The organism is Tateyamaria sp. LSS28 (assembly GCF_059611725.1).
Map to the genome: position 1 here is coordinate 170,713 of NZ_JCAPFI010000001.1, position 14,873 is coordinate 185,585.

Sequence of the window (14,873 nt, forward strand, 5' to 3'; positions counted from 1 at the left end):
AATAGGATCAAGGAAATGAGCAGCACCCGTGACATAGACAACCTGATCGAGATGATGGCGAAGCTGCCCGGTCTTGGCCCCCGCTCTGCCCGGCGGGCTGTTCTGCACCTGATCCGCAAGCAGGCGCTGTTGCTGACCCCCTTGGCTGACCTGATGCAGACCGTCGCTGCCACGGCGCGAGAATGCCTGAATTGCGGGAACGTCGGCACAAGCGACATCTGCGATATATGCGCGTCAGAAAAACGTGCAAATTCAGAACTTTGCGTGGTCGAGGATGTGTCCGATCTGTGGGCGATGGAGCGGGCGGGTGTGTTCAAGGGACGCTATCATGTGCTGGGCGGAACGCTGTCTGCGCTGGATGCTATTGGCCCCGACGAGCTGCGGATTCCACGGCTAATCGACCGGGTGCAGACCGAGAATATCACCGAGGTCATTCTGGCCCTGAACGCCACGATCGACGGTCAGACGACCGCCCATTACATCGCCGATCAGCTTGAAGGTCAGGTCAAGCTGACGTCGCTGGCCCAAGGGGTGCCGATTGGGGGCGAGCTGGATTATCTGGACGACGGGACGATCACGGCAGCGCTGAATGCGCGGAAAGCGCTGTAGGTCTTAAGCCACCGTTCGGTGGGCCGATTTTGGCGAACTGCGCATTTTGGACCGGAAACTGCATATTTCCAGACGCGATATCCCAAGCAAATTCCGCCCATTTTCAGAAACTGCACATTTTGCCGCGCAAACTGCACCTTTTGCAACATGGCATAGCGTTAACACCCCGTTCAGGATCATGACATCTTAACGTTTCCAAGGGCTTGATAACACTTGATTAAGTTTTGTGCAGTGCCGCGGGAACCGATTGCCCGCCCCACCCCGTTCTGACACACAGCACATATGACATCGCGCAAAGACTTTCTGCAGGGCGTGGGCCTGCGCCTGCTGGCTGCCTTTCTGATGACCGCGATGTCAGCGGCCGTGCATGGCGCAGCTGAAACCGTGCCCATCGGGCAAATCATGTTCTGGCGGTCAGCCGTCGCGCTGGTGCCGATCTGCCTGTACATGATGTGGCTGGGTGACTTTCCCCACGGTCTGCGCACGGACCGTCCGGGCCTGCATGTCACGCGCAGCGTGTTCGGGGCACTTTCCATGGCGATGTCCTTTCTATCGCTGGCCTATCTGCCGGTCGCGAATGCGCAGGCGCTGGCCTACCTCGCGCCCGTGCTGGTTCTGCCGCTGGCCGCCCTGATGCTGAAGGAACGGCTTTCGAACGCCATTTTCATTGCCATCGCCCTAGGCTTTGGCGGGGTCCTGTTGCTGTTGTGGGATGCGTTCGAGCGACCGGGTGATGGAGCGTTGATCGGCGTTGCCGCCGGGCTGGCCTACGCCGTGACCATGGCCTTTGTCCGGGTGCATACGAAGACGATGACGCTGACCGAAAGCTCGTCGACCATTGCGTTTTACTTTGCCGTGGTGTCGGCGGTCATCGGTCTGGCCACCCTGCCCCTTGGCTGGGTGGCGCTGAACGCGGCGGTGCTGGGTTGGCTGGTGCTGGCAGGCGTAATCGGCGGTGTCGGTCACATCGTGGCAAACGAAGCGGTGGCCCGCGCGCCGGTCAGTGCGCTGGCCCCGTTCGATTTCACCGGATTGATCTGGGCCTTGGGCTTTGACCTGATCCTGTTTTCGGTCTTTCCCGGTGTCACCGGCTTGCTGGGTGTGTTTGCCATCACCTTTGCAGCACTGGTTGTGACCTTTGCCGGGTCACGGGCTGTTCGGGATCAATCGAAATAGCTGCGGAACCCGGTGATCGCGGCTTGCAACCCGTCATCGGTGACATCCTTGTGCAGTACGAGCCGTGTTGTGCCGGTGGCCCCGGTCAATTGAACGCCGTGAGCGGCCATGTGATGCGGCAAGTCCGCAGTGACCCCGCCGGGCGGCGTGAAAAAGATCATGTTGGTGGCTTGCTGTACGCTTCCGTACTGTCGCAGGGCGTCGGCGAGTGATGTGGCGCGGGAATGGTCTTCGGTCAGGCGGGTCGTGTTGTGGTCCAGCGCATGAAGGCCAGCGGCGGCAAGGATGCCGGCCTGTCGTGTGCCGCCGCCCAGCATCTTGCGATAGCGGCGGGCGCGGTCGATCAGGTCCTGAGGGCCGACGAGGACAGAGCCGACGGGGGCGCCCAGCCCCTTGGACAGACAGATCGAGACGCTGTCGAACATGTCGGCCAGCGCGGTTTCGGGGCAATTGAGCGCGGCCACGGCATTGAAATAGCGCGCGCCATCCAGATGTACGGCCAACCCCGCGTCGCGGCCTGCCTGCACCGCGTCACCCAGTCGGGTGAGCGGGATCGCCATGCCATTATGGGTGTTTTCAAGCCCCAGAAGCCGGGTGATCGGCATATGGGGGTCATCCTCTTTCACCGCGGCGGCGATGTCGGCAGGGTTCAATGCGCCATCCTCGGCCACGTCGAGCGCTTCGAACCCGATACCTCCGAGGACGGAGGCACCTTTCGCCTCGTATTTGTAGATGTGGTAGGGTCGACCGGTGATGATCTCTTCGCCCCGTGCGCAATGGGCCAGCATGCCCACGAAGTTGCTTTGTGTACCTGAGGTCAGGAACAGGCCCGCCTCTTTGCCCAGACGCTCGGCCAGGGTCGCTTCGAGCCGGTTGACGGTGGGATCATCGCCAAAGACATCATCGCCCACATCCGCGTCGGCCATCGCTTTGCGCATCGCAGCATCCGGCCGCGTGACTGTGTCGCTGCGCAGATCGCAGATGATGTTGGCGGGGCTGTCGCCCTCGACCTGAGCGTATTGGTTCATGGGATGCGCCTTTGCGAAAAACGAGAACGGGCACGCCAATCGTAGGCGCGCCCGCTGAGAACGCAAGATGGGAACGGTCAGTCGAGGATGGCCGGGATTGGTGGATTGCCTGTCAGGCCGACACCTTCGCGCACGGCATCCGCATGCGCCGCAGTCCCGAGGAAGTTGTTCATCGCAGCGTAGTATTGGCCCATATGGTCCCCCAACAGCCGCCCGATATGCTGGCCGTTGACCTCGGTGTTCGAGGCAAGCTCTGCCAGAACGGCGACCCATGTTGTGACGATCACCCCGGCTGCTGCCAGCCGCTGTGCCGTTACCTGCTGGATCATCGGGTTGAAGTCGGCGCAGGCGTCCAGCACGACATAGGTTTCATAGCCGTCGCGCAGGGCCGAGATGGCAGGGAAAGCAGCACATACCTCGGTTGCGAGACCGGAGATGACCAGCTTGCGCCGCCCCGTGGCCTCGACCGCAGCCCGCGAGGTGTCATCCTTCCAGAAGTTCACGAAGGGCCGGTCGATCACGTTCACGTCCGGGAAAAGCGTTTTCAGCTCCGGCATGGTTGGTCCGTTGGGGCCATCGGGCCAGCTGGTGCCCATGATCACGGGGATGTTGAACGCCTTGGCCGTGCGGGCGTGGCCAAGGATGTTGTTCTTGAGTTGCAGCGGGTCGATTGACGGGAGGAACTGCATCAGCCCGACCTGGTGGTCGATCATCAGGAACACGCAGTTGTCGGGGGTCAGGTCGGAAGCGGGTAGTGCCATTTTGGGTCTCTCCTGGGTTCTGTCTTGAATTGACCGGCGGGTCCGTGTCACCAACGCTCTGGCCCCGCCGCGCCATGACATGGCCCGGGATCGTATTGAAACAATTGAACAAATTTGGAATGCAGCAATGGCGGAAATGGGATGATCATCAGCGATCTGGTAGATGCGCGTATTCTGGTCGAGCTGCGTCAGTGCGGCAGTTTTGCTGGCACCGCGCGGGTGTTGAAGGTGCCGACAACAACCGTCAGCCGCCGGATCGCCAAGATGGAGGAGCGCGCCGGTTTGCGGTTGTTCGAGCGCACGTCGCGCAAGGTGTGCATTACCGAAGCAGGTGAGGTCGCGGCGCACGAGGCCCAGCGCATGGTGGCTGCGGCGGAGACGGCAGAGCTGACCATAGATGGGTTGCGCGCAGTCCCAAGCGGGACGGTCAGCATCAGCACGCCGACGATCTTTGGTCAGGCATTGTTGGCCCCGGCCGCGGCGGGGTTTCTGGCGGCCTATCCCGATTGCGCGTTGGAGGTGGATCTGTTGGACCGCCATGTCGACCTGATCGAAGAGCGTTTTGATGCCGTTGTACGTGTCGGGCCGCCTGAAAGTGACGAGATCATCGCCAAGCCATTAGGCACAGTCTTTGCCAGCCTGTTCTGTGGATCGAAAGCTGCCGCCTGCGCAAACCTGGATGATCTGGCGGCTTGCCCGATCGGGCTGATGCATCCCGGCATGTCCGCAACCCCAAGCCTGCACATCACATCCCCTGAGGGGCATGTGCATGAGGTTTCCGTCCAGCCGCGCATGATCGCAATGAACCCTTGGCTGTTGCTGGAAACGGCGGTTCGGTCGGATCTGGTGGTGGTGTTGCCCGACATCGTGGCCGCCCCAGCCGTTGCGGATGGGGCGCTGCGCCACGTACTGCCCGGGTGGCACACGCGCCGTGCGCCTGTGCATCTGGCGTTCACATCGCGCCGGTTGATGCGCCCGGCGGTGCGGGCGTTCATCGATCACATGTCGGACGTCATGCCAGGGCAGTTGCTGCCCTGACCATCAATTGGAGCACTAGATTAGGGCTGTTCGTCTTCTTCGCCGTCGCCTTTGGGCAGGTTGAAGAAGCTGTCGGCATCGACCAGCGTGCTTTCGTCTTCGCTGTCGTCATCATCGTCATCGGCCAGCGAGAACGTTTCGAGACCTTCGATGGCCGTCGGGATCTTGGGTTCGGCTTCCATGCCGAGCGACTGTTCGGTGCTGACCAGTTTGCGGCGCTCGTCATCGGACATCACGCTGCCTTCTGCCGCTTTCTTGGAGGCGGCTTTCTGAACGGCGGCATCCAGTTCGGACTGCTTGGTCAGGCCAAGAGCCACCGGGTCTACTGGCTGGATGTTCGAGATGTTCCAGTGGGTCCGTTCGCGAATCGACTGGATCGTCGGTTTGGTGGTGCCCACGAGCTTCGAGATCTGTCCGTCGGTCAGTTCAGGGTGGAATTTCACCAGCCAATAGATCGCCGCCGGGCGGTCCTGCCGTTTGGACAGGGGGGTATAGCGCGGGCCGCGGCGCTTTTCCTCGCCTACGGCGGCAGCGTTGAATTTGAGCTTCAGCTTGTGCAGCGGATTCTGTTCGGCGGCGTCGATTTCTTCCTGCGTCAACTGGTTGTTGGCAATGGGATCAAAGCCTTTGACACCCGTCGCCACATCACCGTCCGCGATGCCCTGCACTTCCAGTTCGTGCATTTCGACAAAGTCCGCGATCTGCTTGAAGCTGATCGTCGTGTTGTCCACCAGCCAGACGGCGGTGGCCTTGGCCATGATCGGTTTTGCCATTGTCACATGCTCCTATGCATATCTTTCCCGTCGCCTGAAAGAGGCGGCCTTGGGGTCCAAGGCGGGTTTCCGTTGTGGGGGAACTTGGAGGCGATATAGTCGGATCAACGGGAAAAGGGAAGCCTGATGCGTGTTGTTTTGATTTGGCTGGCTATGGCAGCGGGGGCCTGGGCGCAGGATCGATCAGGCGAGTTTGACTATTACGTCCTGTCGCTGAGTTGGTCGCCGAACTGGTGCGCCTACGAAGGGGACGCGCGCGGATCCGACCAATGCGATGCGCGGCATGATCACGGGTGGATTATGCATGGTCTGTGGCCGCAATACCATCGCGGCTGGCCGGAATACTGCCAAACAGCCGAGCGTCCGCCCAGCCGTGCGATGACGCGGGACATGGCGGACATCATGGGCACATCCGGTTTGGCGTGGCACCAGTGGAGGAAACATGGTGTGTGTTCCGGCTTGTCGGCATCCGCCTACTATGCCCTGTCGCGCGAGGCGTATGGCCGCGTGGTGCGCCCGCCCGTGTTCCGCAAACTTGATGAAACGGTCAAGTTGCCCGCATCCGTGGTGGAAGAGGCGTTCCTGCAATCCAATCCGAACATGGAAGCCGACGGCGTGACCATCACCTGTCGCGATGGGCATATCCAGGAAGCCCGGATATGCCTGTCCCGTGATCTTGACCCCGTGCCTTGTGGTCAGGACGTGGTGCGGGATTGCACGGCGCGCGATGCGCTATTCACTCCGGTCCGTTGAGGTCGTGCCGGGCGTCCAGCCCGGGGGCCGCATCAGGTAACGCCATGCCTCGCCCCAGCTGCGGGCGTTGACGACATCGTGCCAAAGACCGGGAAGCTCCGAAAACCAGACGCGGATAGGATTGCGGCTGTCAAAGTCGCGCTTGAGGCCGTAGCGCGGCGTTTCCTCCTCGGCCTGGTAGGTGCCGAAAAGCTGATCCCAGATCACGGTGATGCCGCCGTAGTTCTTGTCGATATACTTATCGTCGCAGCCGTGGTGGACGCGGTGGTTGGCCGGGCTGTTCATAACCTTGTCGAACCATCCCAGCTTGCCGATCACTTCCGTATGAATCCACGTCTGGTAGGCCAGCACCACGATGATGCCGAAAAAGATCATCTCGGGCGAAAAGCCAAGGAAGACCAATGGGATGTGAGCGATCAGGCTCCAGACACCCTCAAGCGGGCCGAAGCGGATGCCAGTGATGATGTTGTAATCGCGCGAGGAATGATGGACCGCGTGTTGGGTCCAGAGCACACGCACCTCATGTGCAATCCGGTGTTCCCAGTAGTAGGTCAGGTCGGCTGCAATCACGGCCAGCAGGATGCCCCACCAAGTCAGCGGAATCTGCCAGGGCTGCGCGATTTCGGCCAAGATATAGTAGACGATGTAGGCACCCGTCAGGATGAAGACCTGCACGGCGATCGACGGTATTTGGGTGCTGGCACTTACCAACATCTCAGCAATCGTGCGCCCCTTGTGGCTGCCTTTGAACAAGACCTCGGCCAGTTCAATCAACAGGATGGCGATGCCAATGAAAAAGAACACTTCATCGATCTGGGTGCCAAGTGTTTCCAGACTTGCAGGGGTCATGGGCAGGTTCCTTTTGTCAGGGTACGCCAGGCCAGGGCGGCGGCCTGTTTCGGAGTTGCATCACCGGCAACGACCGTGGCCCAGCCAGCGTAGATCAGGTTTTCGTAGGCCTGCACGATCCATTCGGTGGGGACATGCGGATCGAAGGTGCCTTCGGCCTTGGCCATGTCGATGTCATGGGCGAGATCGCGTGTTTGCGTGGCATAGACCTCGGTCACACGCGGATCCTGGCTGGCCGGTTCGGTTGACAGGAACATGTGCCGGGCCGCCAGCGGAAGAATGGCCTGCAGCCCGGCTTCCAACCCTTCGGTATAGGTTTGGCAATTGGCTGTTGCGTCCTCCACTGCGGTATCCAGTTCCTTGGCCGCGGTCAGAGTCAGCGCGATCATCAGGTCATCGCGCCCCGCGAAATGACGGTGCAGCGTTGCGCGTCCAACGCCCGCCTGCTTGGCGACATCGGCCAGCGATGCGCCTGGGTTTTGGCTAAAAACCTCGAACGCCGCTTCGAGGATATGATCTATTGTTGATACATCTTTGTCTCGCATGAGACACATATGTCTCGATTCGATTTGATGTTCAAGGAGACCGGATCAATTCATTTTCAGCCTAGGGCGCAGCAGACGCGTGTCGGAGCCTCCGGCGGTGGTATTTTCAGTCAGAAGAAACGAAATCGCCCGCGCCACTCATCCAGTGTGAGCACCGCGGGCGAGCGGGGGAAGCTGCTGCTTCTCCTGACACGGTCATCGGCTCCACAGCCTGTACCGCCTCAAGAAAGGAGCACGTTAACCTTAACGCTTCGTTTCTTCTGACTGAAAATACCACGGGGGAGTCCGAAGGACGGGGGCAGAGCCCCCTGGACAATAGTGTCGCCGACAGGCGGCCTTTGGATCACGCCCTAGCCGCCTGCGACTTCCAAAACAATCTTCCCGATATGACGCGAGCTTTCCATGCGCGCGTGTGCACCCGTGGCATCGTCCAGCGGGAACTCGGAATCCATCACCGGCCTGATCCGACCCGCCGACAGCAGTGGCCAAACCGCTTCCCGTAAATCCTGCGCGATGCGCGCCTTGGCCAGATCGCTTTGCGGTCGCAATGTGCTGCCGGTCATGGTCAGCCTGCGGGTCATGAGCTGGGCAAAGTTGACCTCGGCCTTCGGGCCTTGAAGAAATGCGATCTGCACCAGCCGTCCGTCATCCGCCAGTGCCGACAGGTTCCTGGCAATGTAAGGGCCGCCGACCATGCACAGGATCAGGTGCGCGCCGCCCTCGTCCTTCATCACTTGTTTGAAATCGTCCTCGCGGTAGTTGATGGCCACCTCGGCGCCCAAATCGCGGCATGCCTGGCATTTTTCTTCGGATCCGGCCGTGGCAAACACACGTGCGCCAAAATGATTGGCCAACTGTATTGCGGTTGTACCGATCCCGGATGACCCCCCATGCACAAGAAAGCGTTCGCCGCCCGTCAAGCCTCCGCGGATGAAGACATTGGACCACACGGTGAAATAGGTTTCGGGCAGGCAGGCCGCTTCCTTGAGTCCCATACCGTCCGGAACCGGCAGACAATGGGCGGCGGGTGTCGCAACATACTCGGCGTAGCCGCCACCGGGCAGCAGGGCACAGACCTTGTCCCCGACAGCCCAGCCACTTACGCCCGGACCGACCTCGACAATTGTGCCCGACGCTTCAAGACCCGGCAGGTCACTTGCATTCGGCGGCGGGTTGTACAGGCCAGCCCTTTGGAGCGCGTCCGGTCGGTTCACACCGGCCCAAGCCACTTCAATTACGACCTGGCCGTGATCCGCTGTGGGACGGGGACGGGTGACGGGCTGCAGCACATCCGGTCCGCCGGGTTTGGTGATTTCGACAGCGCGCATGTCCTGAGCCATTCTGATCCCTTTCGTTTTGCCCACCGTATCCCGGCATGGACAAGGAAAGGAACCCACATGCTGGTTGCCGCGCTCGGGTTGAACCTGGTGATCCTGATCCCGGTGATCACTGGGTTGATGAACGGCACGATGGACAGCGCTTTTGGACCGGATACGGATGCACGACGCATTCTTGCATGTGTCTATTTCGGCCTCGCGGTTACGAGTGCTGCACTCATTGTTTTGAACGTGGTGAACCATCCATGGGCCGTGCCCATGACCTTTGCGCTCTTTGGCGTGCAGATTTCCTACAAGCTGGCAAGCGCAGTGGTTGTGGGTGTGGCAAGCCCCGTCATCCTGACAAACCTTTTTTTGTCCTGATCGTGCAGGTTGCCGTGATCCTGGCGTGGTCAGTTACGGGGGGATGACCAGGTTCCGGGCAAGTCTGAATTCGAGCTATGCGACGGCGCCTTGATCTGGTCCAACAGCCAGTTCGGCCCGGCAAAGAGGGTCGACAGCATCTTGCTGTCACGCATGTGCGCCTTGACCTTTTCGATCTGCATCACGTCGTCTATGCGCCGGTCAAGAAAAGCCCAGGTGGCTTGATTGTCTATGCTGTCGTCGCCCAGCCAATACAGTACCGTGGACGAGTAGACACCTGAAAGCGTCGCGCGCTTGGTGTACCAGTTCACGTCGTCTGAAGTGTCCCCCAGCGCATCCCAGATCTTGTCCGCCGTGCCCCAAATGGCCTTGGCGCCGTCCGCCGCATAGACGGGCAGGGCAAACAGGGTGGTGCCACGACGCACCGCTTCCTTGTCCGTTACCGCTTCGATCCGAAACCTGACGCCGGCGGCAATCTTGTCGCGAAAGCGATCCGGCAATGGCTCTGACTTGAGGCGGGCCAGCATCGCTTCATCGCCCTGCGCGTGATAGGCAAGGGCAAGGTCCACTGCCCCGCGGGGACATATGGCGCGGGCCATGGTCAAATCGACATTCGCATCCGTTGCCGCCGCCTTGAACGTGGTTTCGGACCAACCGTCGAATGGGACGTGCATCAGGGCGGCGCCCAGAAGCCTGTCGATCAGGTCTTGCGATGAATCTGTCATGTGAAGAGACCTAGAGCGGGCCTTGCAAGCAGACAAGTGTCTGTGCTGTCGCATCCCAGCAACGGCTCTTTGCGCAACCTCCCGCTGCATAGCGCACCATACGGAAGCGACAGTCAGCCAACAGTGCCCTTTGGCGTTATGAAACGCGGATTGCCGCCGCAAAACACAGCCATTTCCGCGCCGAATTGCTGAAATTTTCAGCGCAAGCTCCTCCGCTTGCCCACACCTTGCTGCCTAACGAGACAGGAGCCGCTACGCACTCAGGAAAGGAACACATGATGTCCGTTGCAAGCAGTTTTGAACGCCAAATGCTCGACCTCATCAACGAGGAACGCACATCTCGCGGCCTTGATCCGCTGACCCTCGAAAGGCGTTTGAACGACGCAAGTGAGGACCACAGCGATTGGATGGATCAAACCGGTAACTTCAGTCATACCGGTATCAACCAATCCGATCCCGGCGACCGCATGCGCGATGCCGGTTTCACATTTTCCGGCAATTGGACCTGGGGCGAGAACATAGCTTTCCAATCCGAACGGGGTGCACCTGGCATCTCGGATGACGTGGTCGATCTGCACACCTCGTTGATGAACAGCCCCGGCCACCGTGCCAACATCCTGAACCCCAACTTTGAACTGATTGGGATCGGAATCGAGGAAGGCGACGGCCCTGGGTATGACGCCGTTTACGTCACGCAGAATTTCGCACGCACGTCCGCTCCGGTAAACCTTGATACCGGAGGCTCTCCGACACCGCCCGTTGACCCGGTCGACGATGATGATGTGCTGGTTGGCACGGGAGGCAATGACCGACTGGACGGCGGGGCAGGCAACGACATGTTGCGCGGTCAGAATGGAAACGACTTCCTTGCAGGTCAGGCTGGCAGTGACACGATTGAGGGTGGTGCCGGACGGGACAACATTTTTGGCGGCGCTGACAACGACGTTTTGAACGGCGGAGGTGACAATGACACCCTGAACGGGGGCGCTGGCAACGACAGGCTGAACGGCGGTGTAGGCGATGACCGTCTCAAGGGCGGTGTCGGCGCTGATGCGCTCTTTGGCACCGGCGGCAACGACACCCTGACGGGTGAGAGCGGCAATGACACTCTTAATGGTGGTTCGGGCAACGATGTCATGGGCGGCGGCGGCGGGCGCGATCTCCTCTTGGGTGGTGCTGGCAATGACCGCATTCTGGGATACGCAGACCGTGACAGGCTGGATGGCGGCACCGGGAATGACGTCGTGACCGGCGGTGCCGGTGAGGATGTATTCGTCTTTTCCGCCGGCCGTGATGTGGTCACAGATTTCAACACTGCGGCCCAGTCGGAAGTGGTCGATCTACGCGCTGTTGCTTCGATCACATCCTACAATGACCTGGTGAACGATGGGCATCTTCGGCAGGCAGGCAGCAACGCTGTAATTGATGATCTGGACGGCAACACCATGATCCTTCGGGGTGTGGACATAGACGATCTTCAGGCAAGTGATTTCCTGTTCTGATCGCCAACGCCTCGCTATGGACAAAGCCGATCTGGTTTGCTATGCGCACATCTCCTGCAAATCCTTGCAACTCTTATCTAGAAAGGTGGTGACAACCACATGCAGGTTAGTGTTCGCGACAACAATGTCGATCAGGCGCTTCGTGCCCTGAAAAAGAAGCTGCAGCGCGAAGGCGTGTTCCGTGAAATGAAGCTGAAGCAACATTTCGAGAAACCGTCTGAGAAAAAAGCGCGCGAGAAAGCTGAAGCGATCCGCCGGGCCCGTAAGTTGGCTCGGAAAAAAGCGCAACGCGAAGGGCTGCTTTAAGCCACCAGCGTGAGCTGACGAATTCAAGGACCCCGTAGCCGCCCGGCTGCGGGGTTTTTTGTTTTTTGGCAATGGCCAATGAGGCGGCGGGTGAACCGGCGCGCAGGGATCACGCTGTTCCAGCGTCCGAGTGGTGACGCGTGCGGCAGACAGACTGTCAGCCGACGATGCCCTTCGCTTCTGCATCTGCCGGACAAATGCCCGATCCCATTCTTCCAAATGACGCGTCAGCACCAAAACCTGCTTCCGTACACCACGCGAACCCGTCGACCCAAGAGGATTCGATTGACAGAATAGGTCAAGCGTCCTATTCATGATTCTAGGACAATCGACCTAATATCACAGGCGGACAAACTGAATGACACAAGACCTCTTTTCAAAGACCTCCTTGGGAAGTTTGCAGCTTCCAAATCGGATGGTAATGGCACCGATGTCCCGCAGTCGCGCCATCGACGGCGGTGTTCCAAGCCAAATGATGGTCGAGCATTATGCGGATCGGGTCACGGCAGGACTGATCATTTCAGAATCTGCGCCAGTCTCTCAGCAGGGAGTGGGCTATCCGAATACGCCTGGCATATTCACCCCACAGCAAACGTCGGGCTGGTTGCGCATTATGAATTCCGTCCGCTCAAAGGGCGGCCGCATGTTCGCGCAGCTTCAGCATTGTGGCCGCATTTCGCACCCCTCTCATCAGGAGGACAATGCATTGCCCGTCGCCCCATCTGCCATGAAGCCTGATGGATTTGCCTTCACTGCCAGTGGTTATCAGGAATTCGAGACCCCCCGGTCGCTTGAGACGTCAGAAATTCCCGATGTTGTCGATCAATTCCGTCTTGCCGCACAAAATGCGAAGGATGCGGGTCTTGATGGCGTCGAAGTGCATGGTGCAAATGGCTATCTGATCGACCAGTTTCTGCGAGATGGGACCAACAAGCGCACGGATGGCTATGGCGGATCCGTCGAAAACAGAACGCGGTTCCTCCAAGAAGTGATCGAAGCGGTCACTACCGTCTTTCCGGCTGACCGTGTCGGTGTGAAGCTGTCCCCTGAAAACACGTTTAATGAGATGAGCGATTCTGAGCCGCAGCAGCATTTCGAAAAAATTGTTGCCGCAATCGCCGACCATGGCTTGGCATACCTTCATGTCACCGAGGCGAGCATGGGGATCACGGGCCATATTGAAGGTTCCGCCAAAGACGTCGACTATCGTAGGCTGCGGAGCCACTTTCCCGGGACTTACATTGCAAATAACGGCTACAGCAAGGCAGACGCCATTGCCGCGATCCAGTCCGGCCACGCTGATCTTGTGGCGTTCGGTGCACCCTTTCTTGCCAATCCCGATCTTGTCCGGCGATATCGCGAAGACCTTCCACTGAACGCCATCGACAAGGCAACGTTCTATGTCGGGGGTAAGACAGGATACAATGATTACCCCTTCGCCGATCGCGATTTGATGTCGGCGGCCTGAGACGGGATTCGATGGGAGGGACCTAAAAATGGCAGCATCCGCCACACGCGAGAAGATCGTCACCGCGGCCGACCGGCTCTTTTATGAACGCGGGTTCGAGGCCACCTCATTTGCGGGTGTTGCCGAATTGGTCGGCATATCCCGCGGCAACTTCTACTACCATTTCAGGACCAAGGACGAAATTCTGGACGCGGTGATTGAGCGCCGCATTAAGGATCGTCATGAAATGCTTGAAGGTTGGGTCGACAGCAACCAGACACCCAAACAATGCATTGCAAGCTTCATTGGCATTCTGGTGATGAACAACATGAAGATCCGGTCATTCGGGTGTCCGGTCGGGACCTTGTTCTCTGAGTTGGCGAAGTTGGATCACCCCGGCGGATCAGGAGCCCGCGAACTGTTCGACCTGTTCCGCATTTGGCTGCGCCGCCGTTTTGAAGAGATGGGCAGGGAACAAGATGCCGATGCGCTGGCCATGCACATTCTGGCCCGCAGCCAAGGTGCCGCAACCCTTGCCAACGCTTATCCTGACGAGCCGTTCCTTGAAACTGAGGTTGCGCAGATGCTGGCATGGCTTGATGCGGTCGCGGGATCACAAGACCAAAATGATGAGAAGGACTGAACATGTACGTTGTCACGCTGACCCTGACCGAACAAAAGTCAAAGGCTCCTGACTTCATGGCCGCCCACAACGATTGGATCGCCCGCGGCTTTGAGGATGGCGTGTTTGTGTTGGTCGGTGGTTTAAAACCGCAAGGTGGCGGTGCCATTCTGGCGACAAACATCGACTTGTCCGCGCTTGAGCAGCGTGTCGCTGCGGACCCATTTGTATCGGAAGGGATTGCAACCCCGCATATCCAGGAACTTGCACCAGCGCGAACCGATCCGCGCCTGGCGTTCTTGAAGGACGACGCCGCATGACAGACTTCGTTGCCGCAGACGGGCTGGCCCGATGCAAGTGGAGCGGCGCGGCCCCCGAGTTTCTTGACTACCACGATCACGAATGGGGATTTCCGGTGTCGGACGACATTCGTCTGTTCGAAAAACTGTGCTTGGAAAGTTTTCAGTCGGGGTTGAGTTGGCGCACGATCCTCACCAAGCGAGAAGGCTTTCGTGCAGCATTCGACGACTTTGATTTTCACAAGATCGCCCGCTACGACGCCCGAGACATCGATCGCCTGTTGAACGATGCGAGCATCGTACGACACGCGGGCAAGATCGCCGCAGTCATCAACAATGCCGCGTGCGCAGTGAAGATGGTCGAAACGGAAGGCACGCTTGCATCGTTTTTCTGGGGGTTTGAGCCAAACGCAGAGGATCTGGGCCCGCCCCAATCGCAATCGACCAGCGAAACCTCAATCGCGCTTGCCCGCGAATTGAAGCGTCGGGGATGGAAATTCCTGGGCCCAACAACTGTGTTTGCGTTTATGCAAGCCATGGGTTTGATCAACGACCATAGCGAAGGCTGTGCCATACGCGCCGCAGCTGACGAGGCGCGTCGCAAATTTCAGCGCCCATAAGTGCATTTGAAACGTCGAAACGGAAACAGGTTAAGTTGTGGTGAAAGCGCACGCTGTCCAGCGAGGCAGTTACAAATAGTAACGCTCAGTGCTTTGCAATGCCATGCAATGAAACCGAAG

The 14,873-nt window shown here is 59.3% G+C and carries 18 protein-coding genes; 11 read left to right on the plus strand and 7 right to left on the minus strand.

The annotated features are described in order from the left end of the window. The first annotated feature begins 15 nt into the window (after positions 1 to 15). Together recR and AC53L6_RS00955 are read left to right on the plus strand one after the other, a co-directional pair. Positions 16 to 609 (plus strand): recombination mediator RecR, encoded by a 594-nt coding sequence (gene recR, locus AC53L6_RS00950; protein WP_299208575.1) that lies wholly within the window; start codon positions 16 to 18, stop codon positions 607 to 609. Between the two features lie 282 nt (positions 610 to 891). After that, positions 892 to 1,785 carry a DMT family transporter gene (locus AC53L6_RS00955; RefSeq protein WP_496906474.1) on the plus strand — a complete coding sequence of 298 codons (894 nt, stop codon included), beginning with the start codon at positions 892 to 894 and terminating at the stop codon, positions 1,783 to 1,785. On the opposite strand, the gene ltaE is transcribed toward AC53L6_RS00955, so the two are convergent. Continuing rightward, positions 1,773 to 2,813, minus strand: coding sequence for a low-specificity L-threonine aldolase (gene ltaE / locus AC53L6_RS00960; RefSeq protein ID WP_496906475.1), 1,041 nt, complete (start codon positions 2,811 to 2,813; stop codon positions 1,773 to 1,775). The two genes, AC53L6_RS00955 and ltaE, sit on opposite strands and share 13 nt — an antisense overlap. Positions 2,814 to 2,890: 77 nt before the next feature. After that, on the minus strand, positions 2,891 to 3,574 hold the full coding sequence (locus tag AC53L6_RS00965; RefSeq protein ID WP_496906476.1) for an isochorismatase family protein: 684 nt from the start codon (positions 3,572 to 3,574) through the stop codon (positions 2,891 to 2,893). Between the two features lie 141 nt (positions 3,575 to 3,715). Between AC53L6_RS00965 and AC53L6_RS00970 the strand changes: the two genes are divergently transcribed. Beyond that, the gene (locus tag AC53L6_RS00970) at positions 3,716 to 4,612 is read left to right on the plus strand and encodes a LysR substrate-binding domain-containing protein (RefSeq protein ID WP_496906477.1); all 897 of its coding nucleotides are present in this window, start codon (positions 3,716 to 3,718) and stop codon (positions 4,610 to 4,612) included. A gap of 20 nt (positions 4,613 to 4,632) precedes the next feature. Here the strand turns inward: AC53L6_RS00970 and AC53L6_RS00975 are convergent, their stop codons facing one another. Beyond that, positions 4,633 to 5,385, minus strand: coding sequence for a DUF1013 domain-containing protein (locus AC53L6_RS00975; protein ID WP_496906478.1), 753 nt, complete (start codon positions 5,383 to 5,385; stop codon positions 4,633 to 4,635). Positions 5,386 to 5,511: 126 nt separating this feature from the next. On the opposite strand from AC53L6_RS00975, the gene AC53L6_RS00980 reads away from it, so the two are divergent. Beyond that, the gene (locus AC53L6_RS00980) at positions 5,512 to 6,138 is read left to right on the plus strand and encodes a ribonuclease T2 family protein (RefSeq protein ID WP_496906479.1); all 627 of its coding nucleotides are present in this window, start codon (positions 5,512 to 5,514) and stop codon (positions 6,136 to 6,138) included. On the opposite strand, the gene AC53L6_RS00985 is transcribed toward AC53L6_RS00980, so the two are convergent. The 3 genes from AC53L6_RS00985 to AC53L6_RS00995 form a co-directional block, all read right to left on the minus strand. After that, on the minus strand, positions 6,118 to 6,987 hold the full coding sequence (locus tag AC53L6_RS00985) for a sterol desaturase family protein (protein WP_496906480.1): 870 nt from the start codon (positions 6,985 to 6,987) through the stop codon (positions 6,118 to 6,120). The genes AC53L6_RS00980 and AC53L6_RS00985 overlap by 21 nt on opposite strands. Beyond that, entirely contained in the window at positions 6,984 to 7,532 is a 549-nt protein-coding gene (locus tag AC53L6_RS00990) for a TetR/AcrR family transcriptional regulator (protein WP_496906481.1), read from the minus strand. The genes AC53L6_RS00985 and AC53L6_RS00990 overlap by 4 nt, the downstream gene beginning before the upstream one ends. A gap of 350 nt (positions 7,533 to 7,882) precedes the next feature. Beyond that, complete coding sequence (locus tag AC53L6_RS00995; RefSeq protein ID WP_496906482.1) at positions 7,883 to 8,872, minus strand: NAD(P)H-quinone oxidoreductase; 990 nt, start codon at positions 8,870 to 8,872, stop codon at positions 7,883 to 7,885. Positions 8,873 to 8,929: 57 nt separating this feature from the next. Here AC53L6_RS00995 and AC53L6_RS01000 point away from each other — a divergent pair, with 57 nt between their 5' ends. After that, a complete protein-coding gene (locus AC53L6_RS01000) occupies positions 8,930 to 9,232 on the plus strand; it encodes a hypothetical protein (RefSeq protein WP_496906483.1) in 303 nt (100 codons plus the stop codon). A 29-nt stretch (positions 9,233 to 9,261) separates the two neighbouring features. Here the strand turns inward: AC53L6_RS01000 and AC53L6_RS01005 are convergent, their stop codons facing one another. Next, the gene (locus tag AC53L6_RS01005) at positions 9,262 to 9,957 is read right to left on the minus strand and encodes a COQ9 family protein (protein ID WP_496906484.1); all 696 of its coding nucleotides are present in this window, start codon (positions 9,955 to 9,957) and stop codon (positions 9,262 to 9,264) included. A gap of 308 nt (positions 9,958 to 10,265) precedes the next feature. Between AC53L6_RS01005 and AC53L6_RS01010 the strand changes: the two genes are divergently transcribed. The 6 genes from AC53L6_RS01010 (at position 10,266) to AC53L6_RS01035 (ending at position 14,753) form a co-directional block, all read left to right on the plus strand. Next, positions 10,266 to 11,459 (plus strand): CAP domain-containing protein, encoded by a 1,194-nt coding sequence (locus AC53L6_RS01010; protein ID WP_496906485.1) that lies wholly within the window; start codon positions 10,266 to 10,268, stop codon positions 11,457 to 11,459. 99 nt (positions 11,460 to 11,558) lie between these two features. Beyond that, complete coding sequence (gene rpsU / locus AC53L6_RS01015; protein ID WP_005614280.1) at positions 11,559 to 11,765, plus strand: 30S ribosomal protein S21; 207 nt, start codon at positions 11,559 to 11,561, stop codon at positions 11,763 to 11,765. 358 nt (positions 11,766 to 12,123) lie between these two features. After that, entirely contained in the window at positions 12,124 to 13,233 is a 1,110-nt protein-coding gene (locus AC53L6_RS01020; RefSeq protein WP_496906486.1) for an alkene reductase, read from the plus strand. A gap of 28 nt (positions 13,234 to 13,261) precedes the next feature. Next, positions 13,262 to 13,855 carry a TetR/AcrR family transcriptional regulator gene (locus AC53L6_RS01025; protein ID WP_496906487.1) on the plus strand — a complete coding sequence of 198 codons (594 nt, stop codon included), beginning with the start codon at positions 13,262 to 13,264 and terminating at the stop codon, positions 13,853 to 13,855. 2 nt (positions 13,856 to 13,857) lie between these two features. Then, a complete protein-coding gene (locus AC53L6_RS01030; protein WP_299208604.1) occupies positions 13,858 to 14,154 on the plus strand; it encodes a YciI family protein in 297 nt (98 codons plus the stop codon). Further along, positions 14,151 to 14,753, plus strand: coding sequence for a DNA-3-methyladenine glycosylase I (locus tag AC53L6_RS01035; RefSeq protein WP_496906488.1), 603 nt, complete (start codon positions 14,151 to 14,153; stop codon positions 14,751 to 14,753). The genes AC53L6_RS01030 and AC53L6_RS01035 overlap by 4 nt, the downstream gene beginning before the upstream one ends. Positions 14,754 to 14,873: the final 120 nt, after the last annotated feature.

Excerpts from the sequence above, each read along its gene's own strand:
- recR (WP_299208575.1), top strand. The coding sequence starts at position 16 with ATGAGCAGCACCCGTGACATAGACAACCTGATCGAGATGATGGCGAAG.
- AC53L6_RS00955 (WP_496906474.1), top strand. The coding sequence starts at position 892 with ATGACATCGCGCAAAGACTTTCTGCAGGGCGTGGGCCTGCGCCTGCTG.
- ltaE (WP_496906475.1), bottom strand. The coding sequence starts at position 2,813 with ATGAACCAATACGCTCAGGTCGAGGGCGACAGCCCCGCCAACATCATC.
- AC53L6_RS00965 (WP_496906476.1), bottom strand. The coding sequence starts at position 3,574 with ATGGCACTACCCGCTTCCGACCTGACCCCCGACAACTGCGTGTTCCTG.
- AC53L6_RS00970 (WP_496906477.1), top strand. The coding sequence starts at position 3,716 with ATGATCATCAGCGATCTGGTAGATGCGCGTATTCTGGTCGAGCTGCGT.
- AC53L6_RS00975 (WP_496906478.1), bottom strand. The coding sequence starts at position 5,385 with ATGGCAAAACCGATCATGGCCAAGGCCACCGCCGTCTGGCTGGTGGAC.
- AC53L6_RS00980 (WP_496906479.1), top strand. The coding sequence starts at position 5,512 with ATGCGTGTTGTTTTGATTTGGCTGGCTATGGCAGCGGGGGCCTGGGCG.
- AC53L6_RS00985 (WP_496906480.1), bottom strand. The coding sequence starts at position 6,987 with ATGACCCCTGCAAGTCTGGAAACACTTGGCACCCAGATCGATGAAGTG.
- AC53L6_RS00990 (WP_496906481.1), bottom strand. The coding sequence starts at position 7,532 with ATGCGAGACAAAGATGTATCAACAATAGATCATATCCTCGAAGCGGCG.
- AC53L6_RS00995 (WP_496906482.1), bottom strand. The coding sequence starts at position 8,872 with ATGGCTCAGGACATGCGCGCTGTCGAAATCACCAAACCCGGCGGACCG.
- AC53L6_RS01000 (WP_496906483.1), top strand. The coding sequence starts at position 8,930 with ATGCTGGTTGCCGCGCTCGGGTTGAACCTGGTGATCCTGATCCCGGTG.
- AC53L6_RS01005 (WP_496906484.1), bottom strand. The coding sequence starts at position 9,957 with ATGACAGATTCATCGCAAGACCTGATCGACAGGCTTCTGGGCGCCGCC.
- AC53L6_RS01010 (WP_496906485.1), top strand. The coding sequence starts at position 10,266 with ATGCTCGACCTCATCAACGAGGAACGCACATCTCGCGGCCTTGATCCG.
- rpsU (WP_005614280.1), top strand. The coding sequence starts at position 11,559 with ATGCAGGTTAGTGTTCGCGACAACAATGTCGATCAGGCGCTTCGTGCC.
- AC53L6_RS01020 (WP_496906486.1), top strand. The coding sequence starts at position 12,124 with ATGACACAAGACCTCTTTTCAAAGACCTCCTTGGGAAGTTTGCAGCTT.
- AC53L6_RS01025 (WP_496906487.1), top strand. The coding sequence starts at position 13,262 with ATGGCAGCATCCGCCACACGCGAGAAGATCGTCACCGCGGCCGACCGG.
- AC53L6_RS01030 (WP_299208604.1), top strand. The coding sequence starts at position 13,858 with ATGTACGTTGTCACGCTGACCCTGACCGAACAAAAGTCAAAGGCTCCT.
- AC53L6_RS01035 (WP_496906488.1), top strand. The coding sequence starts at position 14,151 with ATGACAGACTTCGTTGCCGCAGACGGGCTGGCCCGATGCAAGTGGAGC.